This is a genomic window from Solidesulfovibrio carbinoliphilus subsp. oakridgensis (genome assembly GCF_000177215.2).
Classification (GTDB): domain Bacteria; phylum Desulfobacterota; class Desulfovibrionia; order Desulfovibrionales; family Desulfovibrionaceae; genus Solidesulfovibrio; species Solidesulfovibrio carbinoliphilus.
This window is the reverse complement of sequence record NZ_CM001368.1, coordinates 3,245,924-3,261,121: the sequence shown is the minus strand read 5'-3', so window position 1 is coordinate 3,261,121 and position 15,198 is coordinate 3,245,924. Positions and strand designations below refer to the sequence as shown.

Genomic DNA, 15,198 nt, shown 5'->3' with positions numbered 1-15,198 from the left:
GAACATAATTTGTCACTATACGACAATTTTTTACATGTTGACATAAAACGTCCAAACACTGACAAAGGCAGCGGAGGCAGGACAGGTAAGGTACAAGTACCTTACGTCCTGCCCTGCGGGGCTTTGCTTATTCGCCTGCGGCTCAACGCTAGAACCGGGATGAAAATGCCATCGAAAAAACCTGCACTTTGGGCATACGTGACCATTGAGGAGCACGCTGAGATTCAGGCGAATGCCAAACGCGCCGGCTTATCATGCTCAACCTATATTAAACGGGTTTGTCTGGGCCTGCCGACACCGAGCCTTGAGAAGCAGCAATATCGGCTTGAACTACTCAAGATCAATGCTGATCTCGGCAGACTCGGTGGACTTTTCAAGCTGTGCCTTTCCGAGAAGGAAACTCCTCTTGACTCATTACACCCACAGGTACGCCACGTGCTCAGGGAGATCGAAGCCCGGCAGCGGGAAATGAAAGCTCTTATTTTAAGAATTTGAGCATAAGCCAGCGATTTTATGATTAGTCGTCACATTTCAAGCAAAGTCGAAAATGATGATTACCGACGGTTGGCTCGCTACATCAGGGCGGCCAACCTTGGTGACGAGAAATCACTCATGAGCTGGTGCGCCGGCTGCTGGGCCGAAGATGATTATGAGCTGGCCATCCAGGAGGTCACGGACACCCAGGACCTGAACACGAGATCCGCCAAAGAGAAGACTTACCACCTCATTGTGAGCTTTCGGCCCGAGGACGAGGCTAAACTCACACCGGAGACACTTAAGGAGATCGAACTCGAGTTCGCCAAGGCCCTGGGATTCGAGGAGCACCAACGGCATTGCGGGGTGCACAAAAACACCAACAATCTGCACATGCACGTAGCCTACAACATGATCCACCCGGAGAAGCTGGCCCGGCATGAGCCCTACCGCGATTACTACCTCCGGGATCACGTCTGCCGCGAATTGGAAAAGCGCTTCGGCCTAGCCATCGATAATGGCCGCACCATGGAAAACGCGGGCCCGAAGCTGACGCCCGTGGCGGCCACGGTTGAGGCCCAGACGGGGCAACAGTCCTTTGACGGCTACGTCAAGGAGCGGAGGGAACCAATCCTTGAGACCCTAGGGCAGGCCGCTGGATGGCAGCAGGTTCATGCTGCCTTTGCCCGGTACGGCCTGGAGATCAAGCCACACGGCAACGGCTTGGCCATCAAAGATCGCAACGGCAAGCACGCCATCAAGGCCAGTAGCTTGGATCGATCCTTGTCCATGATGAACCTGGTCCGGCGGTTTGGAGCCTACGCCCCACCCGACCGGGCGAAGACACACTCTCCCGGGGATGAGCGGTACACGGCCAAGCCTGTACAGCGCGAGCCCAATCGGGGCGCTCTCTATGAGGAATATCAAGCCGGGATCGGCACTCGAAAAGTAGCCCTGGGGGACCTTACCAACCGAGCCCATGCGGAGCTTGAAGCCGTCCGAACGAGGTGGGACCAGGAACGCCAAAAAATTTCCCGAGAATTTTACGGGCGCCATCGGTTTGAGCTCCTTAAGATAGCGCGCCTACATGAGGCGGAGCACAGGCTCAAGGTTCGAAAACGGATCAATGCGGAACGGGAAACGGTCAGACAGGAAACGCCCTATTCGAACTGGACGAATTTTTTGAGATGCAAAGCTGGACAAGGCAATGAAGTGGCCCTGGCCATCCTTCGGTCGAAGGCTCAGCTGGTTGAACCTGAGAGCGAAACTTCACGCCGTGGACAGCGGGAAGACATCCAGGAGAAATGGCTCAAAGAGCAACTGGAGATCATGACTTTCGTCGGCGTGAGCTCGCGGGCACGTCGAGGCCTCCTTGCCGTGACGAAGGCCGGTGAGCTTGCCGAGATGGAGACTTCGAACCTGAATAGGAAGCGCTTATTCTCAGGCTTCACGAGTTCGATTGATACTAAAGGGACCGTATTCCTCAGATTGGCCAGTGGCGGGATGATACGCGACACAGGAAAACAAATCATTTTCTCGACTGATGAAATTACCCGTGAGGCAGCTTTGCTTTATGCAAAAGCCAAGTGGGGAAGGAGTATCAGCTTAGCTGACAATATTGTCAGCTATTTCAAGAGGGATCAAGCAGTTGAGATCAATCACTAACGATTATCGCTGAGGCATTTTAGTATGTATATGAATGACGTTATAGAACTTCTCTCTACCGGGCCTCCTTGGCAGGCACCACTCCAACTCAGCATATTTTGGTTCTTCGACGCGTAACGTGGAATTGACTGAGCCCTCGGACAGACGGTAGCCGTCCCTTGAGGGGGGCGGTATGCGCACAGAGGACATCTTCGCTCTTGGCCTGGGGCTGACACCGCCCTGGCAGATCGTCAGTCAGCGGCTCGACATCGAGAAGGTGCCGCACGAGCTCCACTTGACGCTTGGCTCCGTCCGGGGCGCCAGCCATCCCTGTCCCCAGTGCGGTCGGATGTGCAAGCCCCATGACTACCAGGAGTTCACTTGGCGCCACCTCAATTTCTTTCAGCATTACTGCTATCTGACCGCGCGGGTGCCGCGAGTCGATTGCCCTGACCATGGCACCCGCCGAGTCACCGTCCCCTGGGCGCGGCCCGGCAGCAGCTTCACCCTGCTTTTCGAGCAGGTGGTCATGACCTTGGCCAGGGAGATGCCGGTAGCCACGATCGCCTCCTTTGTCGGCACCACCGACAAGCGCCTGTGTCGGGTCATCAACCACTACGTGGCCGAGGCCATGAACCGTATAGACCTCAGCGCGCTCGAGGCGTTCGGCCTGGACGAGACCGCCTGCCGGCGTGGCCATCGCTATGTGACCGTCTTCATTCATCTGGGTCGCGAGGAGCGGCCAGTGGTCTTCGCCACTGAGGGCAAGGGGAAGGAAACGGTAAAGCGTTTCCGGGATCACCTGCGAAGCCACGGCGGCCATCCGGAACGCGTGCTCGAAGTCGTTAGCGACATGTCCGGCAGCTTTGTGGCGGCGGTCAAGGAGCACTTCCCCCAGGCCGAGGTGACCGTGGACTGGTTTCATGTTGTCCAGCTTTTCACCATGGCCGTGGATGCGGTGCGAAAGGCTGAAGCGCGGGAGCGGGCGCTGCCGGTGGGGACGCGCTGGGGCGTGCTCAAGGGCCGCGAGACGGCCAAGACGCAACCGCAAGCCGAGGCCTTGCGGGAACTTGAGACGGAAGCTTTCGCTACAGGCGTCGCCTATCGCGTCAAGGAGCAGCTTCGCTGGATTCGCCGGGCCGAGACCAGCCAGGCCGCGCGGTGGCGTTCGACCAATTTCCTGAACTACGTCCGGGACAAGATCGAAGGCGAACCGCTCCTTGCCCCGGTGGCCAAGGCAATTCGGACCTTCGAAAAGCACCTCGAGCGCATCCTGGCCAGGTGGCAATCCTGGCACACCAACGCTCGCCTCGAAGGCCTAAACGGCCTCTTCCAGGCGGCAAGGGCCAGAGCCAGGGGCTACCGGAACGTCGCCAACTTCATCACCATGATCTACTTGATTGCCGCTCCGATCGGCGATCTCATCAAAAAGTAAATTCCATTTCAAACGTCGAAGAACCAGTAGAAAGGAGCGTCCCCGAAGACGCCAGCGCCGGTGGCAGGTTGGGCGCGCGCTGGCCGGAATCGTCCCCTCGAAGGAGAACTACAGCCTGTCTGAGGGCTGGGTCAATTTCACGTTGCGCGTCGAAGAACCTAAGCTTTGTAAGTCCCCTGCAGAGCCGGGGGTTTACTCGTTATTATTATGGATGAAAAAAGGCTTAAAAGCATATTAATAACGGATTTGTAACCCACGATAATCTATCAAGAGTAATTTAACGTCGGGATCATAGGACGTTCAGCCATCATCAAGAGAGAACACGCAGCAGAACTGTTTAACACACAATTTTATAGAAATAAAATCGGCGGAATAAAAAATGGAAAATAATCGATGAAGAAAATCGAACGGCCAATTAATTGAATATATACTTTTAAAATCCTACATTCTATCAAAACAATATTTAAAAATACCTATCCCCATTTTTTGCGTTAAAGTCAACTTTGAAATTGATTACGGATTAGATACATACTAATTCTCCTCTTTCCAAATGCCTCCCTTTTAAGCAAGCTTGCAACCATGCCTCAGTACTCGAGTAATAATCGAGGAAGAATTTGAAGATTAATTGGCCATAAAGTGAAAGAAAAATTATTTCTCATTCCGAGACAATCTCAACTTGTTACACAGAGAGTCGAGACTAACCTCTCTTTTCCATCTCACTAATTTGTACTACATTTGTTAGAGAAGTATACGCCGAAGTCTTTTTAGGCGCTGATGAAGCCGGGCCAGTCGATTAATAGTTAACGTGAAAGGCTTTGATAAAATACGGATTGCGATCACTCTCCTCCTTTAATGGTTGATCAGAAAAAACAAATCAATATCAGAATAATAAACTATCCGTTAAAAATCAAATAATTCTAGTTGTAGAAACAAGTCTAATCTTGTCACCATATCCTGGTGGTCTATTTTTAAATAATCCTCTTCGTGGTGCAGACGATGACTGAGCTTCATGCAAATCGAAAACGGGTAATTGAACGACTTGTATTGTAAATAGTCCAGAACCTTCATGGCGATAAATAGTTCTTCTGTATGGGTCATAATAAGGAGAAATAACCAGAGACCCACCATAGTGACCAGTATTACAAAGAACAACATTGCAAAAGATAGTTCTAGAAAGTGATTCCGCCAAATGGTAAAACGATGTAGAATCTCGGTTATAAGCTAGCACAAACAAATGATGTATCTTTCCGCAGTATATTGCGGAACGCTCAATATCCATAAAATCATAGCAGATGCATACTCCTATGTGTCCAAAGCTGTCAGAATCAAATAACCATAGCGTCGGATCTGGTTTAAATCTCAAGCCGAAGTTTGAAATTGTTTTTTCCTCGAATGGCGCTGGATAGGTTTTACCCACGTAAAAAGGAGTACAATATTTTCCAGTTCCTTTGGGCCAGTTTTGGGGGACAACGACCAGCGCTTGGTTTGATACTGTTGATTTATCTGAATCTACAAGATAATCTACTCCAGTGATACCAATTACACCCAATTCAGCACAAATCCGTTTGAAATCTCTTATATGGGGACGAGGGAGTGCTAACTCGGGCAAAATTACAATATCAGGTTTAAATGGTGACGAATTGATACTTGCAAGACCTCTTTGGATTTCATTCCATGCTCTGATCTCCTCACTTAGTTCCATCCTTGGAGCTTTTGTCCAAGCAACGTTATTATCTAGTGTAGTTTGAATTAACCCAATTCTTAAAAATTCAGAAAGGTTGCTTCCGTTAGTATTTTGACTATCGCAGTTAGTCATCCGTTAATTCCTTATTCCAGTTATCTCTCGTCATCTGGGAAAGTTTTACAGGGATAAGTTGGCGAGGCTGATGATTTGAAACAGCTACCTGGTATTTAACAAGAACATTTTGAGCCTTTGTTACAAACCTAGAAAGATCGCCAATATTAGAAATTGGGGGTGGGTCAATTGTTGTGTCGTCGTCGTTTTTCATTTCATTAAATATTGGAGACAAAAGAAATGTTTCGCGCGAACGGGGCAATAGGCATGAAGATAAAATCGCGCTAGTCCATGAGGATACCGGGCATGACCTTATATATTGTTTTGCAAGATAAGACTGAGCCCTCTGAAAGCCTCTTGGATTCCATGAGGAAGGCCATCTAAATGTTCCACAGACCATTCCCAATAAAAGCATTCCTAAGCCTCTAACAGGTGCCCACTCTGTATCCTTAAGATGTCCTTTTATCCATGAAGGTGTAAGCCGCTCATCATGTATTAAATTATCTTTTCTTAAAACAATCTTATGTGAATGCGCGATATTTCGCCAAGCCTCCCAAGAATTTAGTTGCCCACCAGAACATCCCCAAGCTTTAGGAATTTTATAATTTGACGGATGTATATGTGTTAATGCTGTCTTACGATTGGAAATTGTTTCAAATGATGAAAGTATACCGCAAATCTGACGTATAATTTCAAGGTACGTCCACTCTGAATATCTGGGGTCAAAGATAGATCTATTATTATCATTTTGAAAAGACACTAACCAATCATCGAGAGTGACAAAGTCAACATCCTTGCAAAGAGACTTAAGAACATAATTAATTTTAGGAGGGTGTTTATTTTTTGTATATATAGAACTGTTTTTTGGTCTAGATTTAATGAAATCATATATCCAGCCATAGTCCACGGCTGACTTATTTTTTCTACTGAGAATCACCTCTTCAATTTTAGGTACTAATTTTTCAGGAATGTTGTAAGGGTATTTAGAGATTAAGGACCATGATGTAGCGTCTATATCTTCCACAACGTTAATGAAATAGTACCAAGTAGGACTTGGTACGGTTGACAAGGGCCCTGATGCCAACGACTCAATCCACCAATGCCAAGTCGATAATTGGTAACTTGTCGCATCAACCCACTGATACGGTTCAGTACAATATAAATTTAACCCAAGCTGTTCTACTAATCCTTGAATTTTTAGCGCAAATGATTGAGAAAACATGCCAGGGGAACCATTAACAATGACTAATACAGAACAAAAAGCGCACTGGGCAAGGTTAAATGAAATTTTTTCGTAATAATAGCAGCAGGTATCTTTCGTCGAATTTAAAAATTTTATAGCATTAAGTATGTAGCTTTCAGCAAATTTTTTTTGTATTATTGATCTTTCTTCTGAAACCATTGTTTTAACGCTTATGAACATTTGTCTTGCAATAATTAAATGAATGTATGCTGCAATGTATGCAGCAGTCAACTTACATTCAGACCTAATTTTATTTAGTTCATTTTCAATAAAAGTTAATTCATGCCCGGTATTGGCACAAAACTTTAAAGTCTTTTCCCAGAGGCGTAATTTTTCTGGATGGTCACGGATTGCTTTACTTAACAAAGATGAAATTCTGTATATTTCTTTATCAATTCTTCTATTGTCATCGTCTTCGCACTTTTTATATTTAAGCTGCAAGGTTTCTATCTTTATATTTAATTCGTTTTTTTTCTCAATATCAATTTCCTTTCTTTCACAAGAATTTTTATAAATTGTCTTGAAGCTGCTCAAAATTTTTGCAGCATTAGCAGTCTCAATAGATGGATATAGACGTCTAGGAGCAAATCTAGAAATCATTGACGCAGCAAAAGATATTCTGGTCCCTTCACGTATTTCAGCATTTGGAAAATCTGTCACAAGCAGATGCTCCAAGTCATTAAATAAATGATCTTGTTCAGTAGGGTGTAACAGGTCGAACTTTGTTTTAGCTATATTAGACACAACAGCAAGAGTTTTAGTCATTAATGGCGAGGGGAAAAAAGGATCAAGTCTGGTTTTTTTTGATGCAGCATCCATAGCATTGTTTAAATTATTTATATCAATACCACACCCACTAGAAATATTATTGAGTACTTTTCCAAGTTCTTCAGGCTCAGTTTTTTCCAGATTAATCTCGGCACCTATATTTTCTAGTGCGAGGATATTTTTGTACTCTTGTATCCATGTCAATAGCTCATTGAAGTCAGAGGCAATAAAAACATGATCATCAACAAATCTAAAATGAGCTATTTTTTTACTTTCAAGTTTTTCCATTATTATCTGATCAACAGATAGCATGGCAATATTGGCCAAAAACCCCGAAACAAATAAACCTGTCGGAAGTCCAAAAAATTGGTCATGCCTTTTAGAAAGGCCTATTTCAATCAATTCAGGCTCGGTGTATTCAACATGTTTAATCTTAAAATTTAATAACCCATCAAGCAATAACCCCATATCGGGCGGCAATTTTCCCTTTAAATTATCTGTAATATTTTTAGATATCACTTTTAAATTGATGTTGGGGTAAAACTTCTTTAGATCAATGCTTGCCCAGTAAAGCTCCTTAACCCCTCCTGGCCAATATCCATCTTTTAGGTAGCCTAACTTATAATTTTCGGAGAGTTTTTTTTCAGTTGTTAGTATTTGGCTTTCCTCGGGATCCAGATCGTTTATCTCACTCCAGGGTTTCTTCCCTTTTGTCATTGCTTTAATTGTCAAATAAATATGTCGCCTATATATGGGCCAGCTTTGCTGAAACTTTCGATAAAGTTGTCCAGAGGAATGTCTATAGTTACCGAATTTTAAATGGCTACCTTCCTGTTCTTGGTCAAACCATACAGATCTAAATAGCCTATGGCCATAACTCCAGGCAGGCATTATTCTGTCAATCCATGGCCCAACAACGTTGATATAAGCTATCCATGCAACCTGATCTCTTATTGATATATCAAAATATTGTCTAAGTTGTTTATTTCCATCGGCGTCCACTTTCTTAGGGTGCGCCATAGGAATAATTGGCTTTGTAGTATAAGTTTTTAAAGAAAAATCTTTTTCGATAGAATGTAGATTATTTGATAGATTACCTTCAAATTTTGCCAATTCAAGTTCGTTATGCCAAGCATCAAAATGCATATACATTTTTTTTGCTTTTTCCCACGCCCAATAGAAGTTTTCTGGCAATAGTAGTTGAGAATTAAAGTCCATAGTAGTTTAGCGCCTATGTTTTTCGGTGAGAAAATCGTTTAGATCGCTTCCATTTGGAAGCTTAACAATTTGTATGACTTTAGCCATTTTTGCAAAGACTTTCTGAACCTTGAGCCCAAACGCTTCACCTGCTTCGTCCGCATCAGGAATTATTACTATATTAAAGTTAGCAAAAAGGTCCACCCATTCATCTTTGAAACTACCTACTCCAAGTATCCCGACAGTATTTAATTTAAATTGCCATCCAACGATGCAATCAAAAACCCCTTCGCATATATAAACACGCGACCCCGGCTTGAGTTTTCTCAATATATCTAAGTTAAACATTGGTTTTTGAATATTTGAAATATTTATGTACTTTGGACCACCTTGTTCAAGACGCCTTGCTTGGATGTAGGTCACGTGCCCATTTGACATAAAAGGAATTATAATATTATGCCCCCACCAAATAAATGAATGTGTTTTGTTCCGATTAATGCGCGTGAGACCAGCTTTGTGCAGTCGCTCAAGACCCCATGCTTTAACTGCTTCCATAAATAATTTATTTGGACTTACTATGTCGCACAACTTAAAGTAACTTATAGTCTCTTCTTTTAGGCCTCTTTCCCGAAGATAATTTTCTCCTTCTGGCGAAAGTTCAAGTTTTTTGATAATCCATTCGTATAATTCAAGATCAGCTTTATATGTATCAACCTCTGCCGTTGCTTTTTTTATTCCTTGACGTACGGCCACTTTTTGTCGATTATACAATTTATCATGTGTTTTTCGGAAGTTAAAAATGTTTATTCCAAAATTTGTTGCAAACCACTGCAGTGATTGCTTGAAGGTACATCGAAGAGATTTTTCTACTAAGTCTATATTGTTTCCTCCTAGCCCACAACCAAAACAATGCCATAAATTTTTACCTGGAGTGAAACTTAAACTTGGCGTTTTGTTGTCATGTCCCCCAAAACAATTCGCCTTATTCCCTTTAACCTTTATCCCTAGTTTCAAGGCTACTTCTTTTATTGGTATGCTTTTTATATCATTAATCATTTTATTCATAATCCATCACTATCCTTAGTCGTTTTGATTATCTTATTTTTAATTTATCGTCTTTATAAATTTATCTTTGCTAAAATAACTAAATTTGCTTTGGATAACTATATTAAAAATATATTATTAAACCGCTTAACCTTATCAAGCTTGATTCGATTGCTCGCCATATGTATCGGGCAAGTTTAACCCCATATCCCCCGGACGGCAATCAGAAAGGAACGCTCACTGATACCCTGTAGAGCGAATTTCTGATTTTACATGCTTAACAACCCTCCTGACAAGCCACCCAGGAACAAGCCCTGTGCCCTGCTCAAGATTAGCCGCCGACAGTACAAGGCGGCGAGGCCCTGGGAAAAATATCAGGATCGACCAGCAGGATTTCCACGAGATCCTGGCCATTCTGCCAGAGGGATTCATCGAGCAGCTCCAAGGAATCAGACGCCGAGCGCCTGCTCGCGGTGGTCCTTGGCAGCAGCAGCGAAGACTGAGACCGCCCATCCCCTTTTCGGCGAAAAATCAGGACAGAATTCTTACTTGCTCGGGGAATAGATATTACTGAGAAGTCTTCCTTGCTGGCACCGATACGATCTTCCGAAAACATCGGAGGCGCTGGGTACAGGATAGCGTCAGCCCTTTCCATCAATGGTGGTGAGGCATTGGCGGGGTACATCATGAGCCCTCCCGTCTTGCGAAAACATTCGTTTGTGCAAGGGTTCAGGCCACGCAGCCATTTCAAGGGCTTGCCTTTTGCATAATTATGTTGCCAAATGCCGTTAAATGGCAACAAGAAAAGGCAACAACCCTATGCTCCTTGGCTACGCCCGCGTCTCCAAAGCCAACGACCAGCAGACAGCGCCCCAAATCCGGGCGCTGAAGGATGCCGGTTGTCAAAAAATATTTGAAGAATCCGCCTCGGGTGGCCGCTGGGATCGGCCCGAACTTCACCGGCTGCTTGGGCAATTGCGCGAAGGCGATACGCTTGTTGTCTGGAAGCTCGACCGCCTGTCCCGCTCGCTCAAGGATTTGTTGATGATCCTCGAAAAGGTCGAAGCCGCCGGGGCGAAGTTCCGCTCTTTGACCGAGGCCGTCGATACCTCAGGACCGGCCGGTCGGATGGTCATGCAGATGCTTGGGGCCTTCGCGGAGTTCGAACGCGCCATGATCCGGGAGCGCACCAGGGCCGGGTTGAAGGAGGCCCGCGCCAAGGGCCGCATTCCAGGCAGGAAGCCACGGCTCACAGCCGCACAAGAGAAGGAAATCGTGGACGCCGTGACGTCCGGCCGGAAGGTGGCGGCGGACATGGCCCGCCTGTTCAAAATTCATCCCTCAACCATATCGCGTTTGCTTGCACGGGCGCGTGCCGGGAGCTGAGCCGTCTGCGAATTGTCGTCGCATTTGGGCTATGACCCGCACACAAAATGAATTGAAGTATCTCATGTTGAAAAATAAACGGCAGAGTCAAACTGACTCTGCCTTTCAGTTAATAAACACAGGAACTTGAAATAAGCCTTAAACATCCTATATGCAGCAAGACCTACCAACCCTAAACAAAAATGATATAGTTCAGGGTTCGGGTATCAAGCAGCAATTCAATATTATACGCGACGTTTGATGACGGCAAACCAGGTAGACCATTCTACATCAGGGTGTTTCTCTGCTATTTCCGGAGTAACTTCTGCCATAAATTCTTTGATTGATTCAAATTTCCATCCTTCTGAAAAAGCATCCACGAGTTCATCGTGACTGTAACCGGAAAGAGCGATACTACCTTCCGGCTGATCTTTCGCCGCCAGTAGGTAGAGCGTCCCGCCCGGCTCGATGACGTGCGCGAGTGCTTCGACATACAGGCGCTGCCGTTCCAAATCACGAGCGAAAACGTGGAACAAACCACTGTCAATAATGCTGGGGAACCGCCAGTCACTTTCAATGAGGGTAAATGCATCTTTGACCTGAAAGGACACATTAAGGCCCTTTGCAGCCGCTTTTGCTCTGGCGCGCTCAATCGCTTTGTCTACAAGGTCAATTCCCGTAACGGTATTTCCTTTTTCAGCAAAGAAAACTGCAACGCTTCCTGATCCGCACCCCACATCAAGAATTGGGCCTTTTATCCTATCTGCAATTTCGATGAACGGAGCTTGCGGCTTCCCAATATCCCAAACCGGCCTGCCTTCCTCGTAATGCTCGGCGAAGCCTTTTTTATATTCGGCGTTGTCAATAGTCATTTTGTCACTCCTCATTTTTTGGTTGTATTCCGTCACGTATTCTTTGGAGGCCTGTAGCCGGTCTTGCGCTTCTCGCAGGTCTGGAGATTCCTGGCGATTTTGGGAACTTGCAAAATGCATAAAACCTTCTAAAGCTCTGCGAATGACAGCTCCCATTGGAACTTCAATCCCTGTTTGAGCCTGAAGCTTTTTCTGCCAGTCGTTAAAAAACGTATACTGTTCATCTGTGAGCCTGACAGTGACAACTTTTGTCTTGCTGGTCATAGATTTCTCCCTTGTCTGAATGTATGATTACAAAGATTACATTGATTGCACGCGCTTGGCAATGGATTTTAGAAAAATTTATCAAGCTACGATAAATACCTTAGATTATTTAAAAAAATTACTATAACTGGACAATTTTTCAGCTTCCATCGTCAGACTGAACGAAGACCACGGCCGCGCCGCGTCTCCCAGCTCGACTCGTTGGCAATACTTTGCCAACTACAGCTCCCCCTGGAGTAGCCCCCATTTGGACCGGACACCCTCTTGAACCTAGGAGATAGGTCTAGAGGTATGTCCAGACAGAGTGCTAACGAGATTCCCACGGTCGAGATGGTCAACATGGTTGAGCGCCGTCGTTGGCCGTTGGCGGAGAAACTGCGGATCGTGGAGGAGTCGTCCCGGCCAGGGATGAGCGTTTCCTATGTGGCCCGCCAATACGGCGTTGCGCCAAGCCTCCTCTTCCGCTGGAGGAAACTCATGAGCGAGGGCGGCAAGGTAGCGGTTCAGGCAGACGAAGAGGTGGTCAGCGCCTCTGAGAATCGCGCGCTCAAGAGGCGGGTCCGGGAGCTGGAACGACTCCTGGGCAAGAAGACGATGGAAGTGGAAATCCTCAAGGAAGGCATCAAGATCGCGCGCGAAAAAAAACTGATCTCGCGCACGCCGTTGCCCTTCGAGGAGGATTCCCTGTGAAGCGGGTGGCAGAGGCGTTCGACGTGGCCCGTTCGCAGTTGTCCGAACGACTGGTGACCGGACCAAGGAACCGCTCTCCCCGTTATTCCAAGGCCCAGGACGAAGTCCTGCTGCCTTTGATCCGCGAGATCGTCGACGGGCGGCTGACCTACGGCTACCGGCGGGTGTGCGCCCTCCTGAACCGGCGTCTCGTGGAACTAAGGCAAGCACGAGTGAACCACAAACGCGTGTACCGGATCATGCGGCTCCACGGCCTGCTTTTGGCCAGGCACACGGGCAACAGGCCCGAGCGGTCGCATGAAGGCAAGGTCATCACCCTGCGGCGCAACCTGCGTTGGAGCGCGGACGCTTTCGAGGTCGGCTGCTGGAACGGTGAGAAAGTCCGGGTGGTCTTTGCTCTCGACTGCTGTGACCGCGAGGTCATGGGCTTCACGGCATCGACGTGCGGCATTTCGGGCTCGATGGTGCGCGACCTGATGCTGGAATGCGTGGAAAAGCGATTCGGAACGAGCCGAGCGCCACACCGGGTCGAATGGCTGACCGACAACGGCTCCTGCTTCGCGGCCAAGGAGACTGTGGAATTTGCGTCCTGGCTGGGGCTGGTCAGCCGGTTCACCCCGGTCAGAAGCCCGGAGAGCAACGGCATGGCCGAGGCGTTCGTGAAGACCTTCAAACGCGATTACGTGTATGTCCATGACCGCCCGGACGCGCAGACCGTCCTCAGCCAATTGGCGGCCTGGTTCGAGGACTATAACGAGGTGCACCCCCACAAAGGGCTGCGGATGCTCTCACCCAGGGAGTTTATCCGCTTGTCAGCAACTGCCGGGTGTCCGGTTTCTTCTGTGGCCCCATGTCAACCCTGGCTATGACCGGTTACTACGAGACGCCATTTTACAGCCGATGAGCAAAAATCCAGTTTCTTCTTCGCGCCTCAAGCGCCTGGTACCGGATACGGTACTTTAAGATCACGCAGTTTAGCGGCCGCCGCTTTTTCGGCCCTCCGGACTCGCGTCAAAAGACTCTGCTGCGAGAAGATCAAGCCATGGCAGGCTCGTAGGCTCTTTTCTCGAGACTCAGCCTCCACAGAATGATCGCCAACTTCCTGGCCACGGCTACGATGGCTTTCTGAGGCACATTTGTGCGGGAGACGATTCGGCCATAGAGGTTGGCCGCCCATGGACAGTAACGCTTCACCGTCCATGCAGCCTCTACCAAAATGCTTTTCAAGTATTTCTTGCCGCCAGGAGCAAGCCTGGCCTGGCCAGACCGCTCTCCGCTCTGCCTTACTGTCGGCGCAAGCCCCAGATAGCTCGCCACTTCCTCGCCCCTTTGAAACCGCTGCGGCCGGAATACCTCCGTGACGAACGTGGCGGCAACAACCGGCCCCACACCAGGCACCGTCTGGAGATACTCTGCCGCCGAGGCTTGATCGCCTTGCGGAAGTTCATCTCTGGAAGATTTGCCGATGGCATCATCGACAAGGTTGACCTCTTGCTGGACGAAAGTGTGCTCGCGGAGCAGACTGCCCAAGGCACTTGCTATCGCAGGGCGCAGGGGAAGAGCGTCAAGTCCCGCCAACGCCTTCTTCGACCAGTTCTCCAGCCCTCGGGGTTCCAGGATTCCATGGTAGAGCAGCAACGACTTTATACGTTGCCTCACCTGCCGGCGCTGAGCCGTGAGGGTCTTTCTCCGTCGAACAAGCGTCCTGAGAGCCTCTTCCTCTTCGGTTGGAAGGGCAATTGGCGTGAGCATGTCCTTAGCGGCATAGTCAGCAAGCCTTCTGCAATCGAGGCTGTCGGTCTTGGCCGAGGCACTAATCGGGCGCGGGATCTTATTGGGAGCGATGACAATGGCCGGAAGGTTCGCTGCCAGGAGCACACGTGCAAGCGTATAGCCTGTTGGCCCTGCTTCGTAGGCTATACATCTAATAGATAAGGAAAGTTCTTTCAGGCGAATGGCCAGAGCAAGAGGATTTGAAGGAGCAACCCATACATGAAACTGCCCATCTTCTCGTGGTAAGGCGATGTGGTAGGAATTCTTGTGGACATCGATACCAACGGAAAAGGGTTTGAATTCAAAACCACGGATGAACGACTCAAGCCTTGAAGTCGAACTTTTGTTCATTGTGGCCTCCTTGTCGTTGCGGGCACGCGCCCGGACCAATTGTCCGGATCGTAGCCTGAGCTAGGGGGATGGCCAACATGGTATTTAGCGGGGGCAACTCCACCCCCCTCCTGCTCCAACCTGCCTGCTCCAGCGCAGGGGCGGCGGGACCAGCTAGCACCTCCCCGCCCGCCCTTTTCACCTTTCTCTCAATGGCAAACGCTAAAATGCACATTTTAACACTTGCCATTATCAGCAGATACGTATATATGTATTTTTGTTAAAACGCAAAAGGGGAAAACCA

The 15,198-nt window shown here is 47.9% G+C and carries 11 protein-coding genes; 5 read left to right on the top strand and 6 right to left on the bottom strand.

Features of this window, described 5'->3' with window-relative positions:
* The first annotated feature begins 9 nt into the window (after nucleotides 1-9).
* From DFW101_RS19170 to DFW101_RS14195, 3 genes are all read left to right on the top strand, one after another.
* The gene (locus tag DFW101_RS19170) at nucleotides 10-495 is read left to right on the top strand and encodes a plasmid mobilization protein (protein ID WP_232286059.1); all 486 of its coding nucleotides are present in this window, start codon (nucleotides 10-12) and stop codon (nucleotides 493-495) included.
* An 18-nt stretch (nucleotides 496-513) separates the two neighbouring features.
* Nucleotides 514-2,139: a TraI/MobA(P) family conjugative relaxase gene (gene traI / locus DFW101_RS14200; protein ID WP_009182222.1), complete on the top strand. Its 1,626-nt coding sequence runs from the start codon at nucleotides 514-516 to the stop codon at nucleotides 2,137-2,139.
* A 172-nt stretch (nucleotides 2,140-2,311) separates the two neighbouring features.
* Entirely contained in the window at nucleotides 2,312-3,553 is a 1,242-nt protein-coding gene (locus tag DFW101_RS14195) for an ISL3 family transposase (RefSeq protein WP_009182221.1), read from the top strand.
* 907 nt (nucleotides 3,554-4,460) lie between these two features.
* Here the strand turns inward: DFW101_RS14195 and DFW101_RS18690 are convergent.
* The 4 genes from DFW101_RS18690 to DFW101_RS19550 all read right to left on the bottom strand — a co-directional run bounded on the left by DFW101_RS18690 (nucleotide 4,461) and on the right by DFW101_RS19550 (nucleotide 10,288).
* Entirely contained in the window at nucleotides 4,461-5,369 is a 909-nt protein-coding gene (locus tag DFW101_RS18690; protein WP_009182220.1) for a carbon-nitrogen hydrolase family protein, read from the bottom strand.
* Nucleotides 5,362-8,577 (bottom strand): RNA-directed DNA polymerase, encoded by a 3,216-nt coding sequence (locus DFW101_RS19165; protein WP_009182219.1) that lies wholly within the window; start codon nucleotides 8,575-8,577, stop codon nucleotides 5,362-5,364. Before DFW101_RS19165 ends, DFW101_RS18690 begins: the two co-directional genes overlap by 8 nt.
* Before the next feature lie 6 nt (nucleotides 8,578-8,583).
* Nucleotides 8,584-9,621, bottom strand: a complete 1,038-nt coding sequence (locus DFW101_RS19160; RefSeq protein WP_009182218.1) for a CHC2 zinc finger domain-containing protein — start codon at nucleotides 9,619-9,621, stop codon at nucleotides 8,584-8,586.
* Between the two features lie 310 nt (nucleotides 9,622-9,931).
* Nucleotides 9,932-10,288 carry a hypothetical protein gene (locus tag DFW101_RS19550; protein WP_157137650.1) on the bottom strand — a complete coding sequence of 119 codons (357 nt, stop codon included), beginning with the start codon at nucleotides 10,286-10,288 and terminating at the stop codon, nucleotides 9,932-9,934.
* A gap of 131 nt (nucleotides 10,289-10,419) precedes the next feature.
* On the opposite strand from DFW101_RS19550, the gene DFW101_RS14185 reads away from it, so the two are divergent.
* A complete protein-coding gene (locus DFW101_RS14185) occupies nucleotides 10,420-10,986 on the top strand; it encodes a recombinase family protein (RefSeq protein ID WP_009182217.1) in 567 nt (188 codons plus the stop codon).
* A 224-nt stretch (nucleotides 10,987-11,210) separates the two neighbouring features.
* On the opposite strand, the gene DFW101_RS14180 is transcribed toward DFW101_RS14185, so the two are convergent.
* Nucleotides 11,211-12,101 (bottom strand): class I SAM-dependent methyltransferase, encoded by an 891-nt coding sequence (locus DFW101_RS14180; RefSeq protein ID WP_009182216.1) that lies wholly within the window; start codon nucleotides 12,099-12,101, stop codon nucleotides 11,211-11,213.
* 291 nt (nucleotides 12,102-12,392) lie between these two features.
* On the opposite strand from DFW101_RS14180, the gene DFW101_RS14170 reads away from it, so the two are divergent.
* Nucleotides 12,393-13,660 (top strand): IS3 family transposase gene (locus tag DFW101_RS14170; RefSeq protein WP_085929881.1). Its coding sequence is split into 2 segments (ribosomal slippage): nucleotides 12,393-12,738 and nucleotides 12,738-13,660, totalling 1,269 coding nucleotides; the frame shifts between segments, so codons are not numbered across the junction.
* 166 nt (nucleotides 13,661-13,826) lie between these two features.
* On the opposite strand, the gene DFW101_RS14165 is transcribed toward DFW101_RS14170, so the two are convergent.
* Nucleotides 13,827-14,915, bottom strand: a complete 1,089-nt coding sequence (locus DFW101_RS14165; protein ID WP_009182213.1) for an IS110 family RNA-guided transposase — start codon at nucleotides 14,913-14,915, stop codon at nucleotides 13,827-13,829.
* Nucleotides 14,916-15,198 lie beyond the last annotated feature (283 nt).

What these genes read in the sequence shown, in the direction of transcription:
- DFW101_RS19165 (WP_009182219.1), bottom strand. Translation starts at nt 8,577, where the DNA reads ATGGACTTTAATTCTCAACTACTATTGCCAGAAAACTTCTATTGGGCG.
- DFW101_RS14165 (WP_009182213.1), bottom strand. Translation starts at nt 14,915, where the DNA reads ATGAACAAAAGTTCGACTTCAAGGCTTGAGTCGTTCATCCGTGGTTTT.
- DFW101_RS14180 (WP_009182216.1), bottom strand. Translation starts at nt 12,101, where the DNA reads ATGACCAGCAAGACAAAAGTTGTCACTGTCAGGCTCACAGATGAACAG.
- DFW101_RS14185 (WP_009182217.1), top strand. Translation starts at nt 10,420, where the DNA reads ATGCTCCTTGGCTACGCCCGCGTCTCCAAAGCCAACGACCAGCAGACA.
- DFW101_RS14195 (WP_009182221.1), top strand. Translation starts at nt 2,312, where the DNA reads ATGCGCACAGAGGACATCTTCGCTCTTGGCCTGGGGCTGACACCGCCC.
- DFW101_RS19550 (WP_157137650.1), bottom strand. Translation starts at nt 10,288, where the DNA reads ATGATGTACCCCGCCAATGCCTCACCACCATTGATGGAAAGGGCTGAC.
- traI (WP_009182222.1), top strand. Translation starts at nt 514, where the DNA reads ATGATTAGTCGTCACATTTCAAGCAAAGTCGAAAATGATGATTACCGA.
- DFW101_RS18690 (WP_009182220.1), bottom strand. Translation starts at nt 5,369, where the DNA reads ATGACTAACTGCGATAGTCAAAATACTAACGGAAGCAACCTTTCTGAA.
- DFW101_RS19160 (WP_009182218.1), bottom strand. Translation starts at nt 9,621, where the DNA reads ATGAATAAAATGATTAATGATATAAAAAGCATACCAATAAAAGAAGTA.